The organism is Rhizobium sp. UFLA01-1127, assembly GCF_059803845.1.
This window is the reverse complement of record NZ_JAUQTZ010000293.1, coordinates 1-1,179: the sequence shown is the minus strand read 5'-3', so window position 1 is coordinate 1,179 and position 1,179 is coordinate 1. Positions and strand designations below refer to the sequence as shown.

Genomic DNA, 1,179 nt, shown 5'->3' with positions numbered 1-1,179 from the left:
ATTACTCGACGATGCTTGCAACGATGCCAGCGCCGACGGTCCGGCCGCCTTCGCGGATTGCGAAGCGAAGCTTTTCTTCCATCGCGATCGGAACGATCAGCTCAACGGCAACCGTGACGTTGTCGCCAGGCATGACCATTTCCGTGCCTTCCGGAAGCGTCACGATGCCCGTCACGTCCGTCGTGCGGAAGTAGAACTGCGGACGGTAGTTCGTGAAGAACGGCGTATGACGGCCGCCTTCTTCCTTCGTCAGGATGTAGGCTTCGGCCATGAACTTCTTGTGCGGCTTCACAGAACCCGGCTTGCACAGAATCTGACCACGCTCGACGCCGTCACGGTTCACACCGCGGATCAGCGCGCCGATGTTGTCGCCGGCCTGGCCCTGGTCGAGCAGCTTGCGGAACATTTCAACGCCGGTCACCGTCGTCTTCGACGTCGGACGAATGCCGACGATTTCGACTTCTTCACCAACCTTGACAATACCGCGCTCGACGCGGCCCGTTACAACCGTACCACGGCCCGAGATCGAGAACACGTCTTCGATCGGCATCAGGAACGGCTGGTCGATCGGACGCTCAGGCGTCGGGATGTAGGCGTCAACCTGAGCCATCAGCTCGCGGATCGCGTCTTCGCCGATCTTCTTGTCCGAATCTTCAAGAGCAGCAAGCGCCGAACCCTTGACGACCGGGATGTCGTCGCCCGGGAAGTCGTAGGACGACAGAAGTTCGCGAACTTCAAGCTCGACGAGCTCGAGAAGCTCGGCGTCGTCAACCTGGTCGACCTTGTTCAGGAACACCACGATCGCCGGAACGCCAACCTGGCGGGCGAGCAGGATGTGCTCGCGCGTCTGCGGCATCGGGCCGTCGGCGGCAGAGCAAACCAGGATCGCGCCGTCCATCTGAGCCGCACCCGTGATCATGTTCTTCACGTAGTCCGCGTGGCCGGGGCAGTCAACGTGCGCATAGTGACGGTTCGGCGTCTCGTATTCAACGTGGGCCGTCGAGATCGTGATGCCACGAGCCTTCTCTTCCGGAGCAGCGTCGATTTGGTCATACGCCTTGAACTCGCCGAAGTACTTCGTGATCGCTGCCGTCAGCGACGTCTTGCCGTGGTCAACGTGACCGATCGTCCCGATGTTAACGTGCGGCTTATTGCGCTCAAACTTACTCTTTGCCATTT

1 protein-coding gene is annotated in these 1,179 nt (G+C 60.3%); it reads right to left on the bottom strand.

The genetic code is table 11. The features are described from left to right. Nucleotide 1: 1 nt before the first annotated feature. Nucleotides 2-1,177, bottom strand: coding sequence for an elongation factor Tu (tuf, locus tag Q4Q11_RS31815; protein ID WP_075852341.1), 1,176 nt, complete (start codon nt 1,175-1,177; stop codon nt 2-4). Between the last annotated feature and the right edge of the window lie 2 nt (nt 1,178-1,179).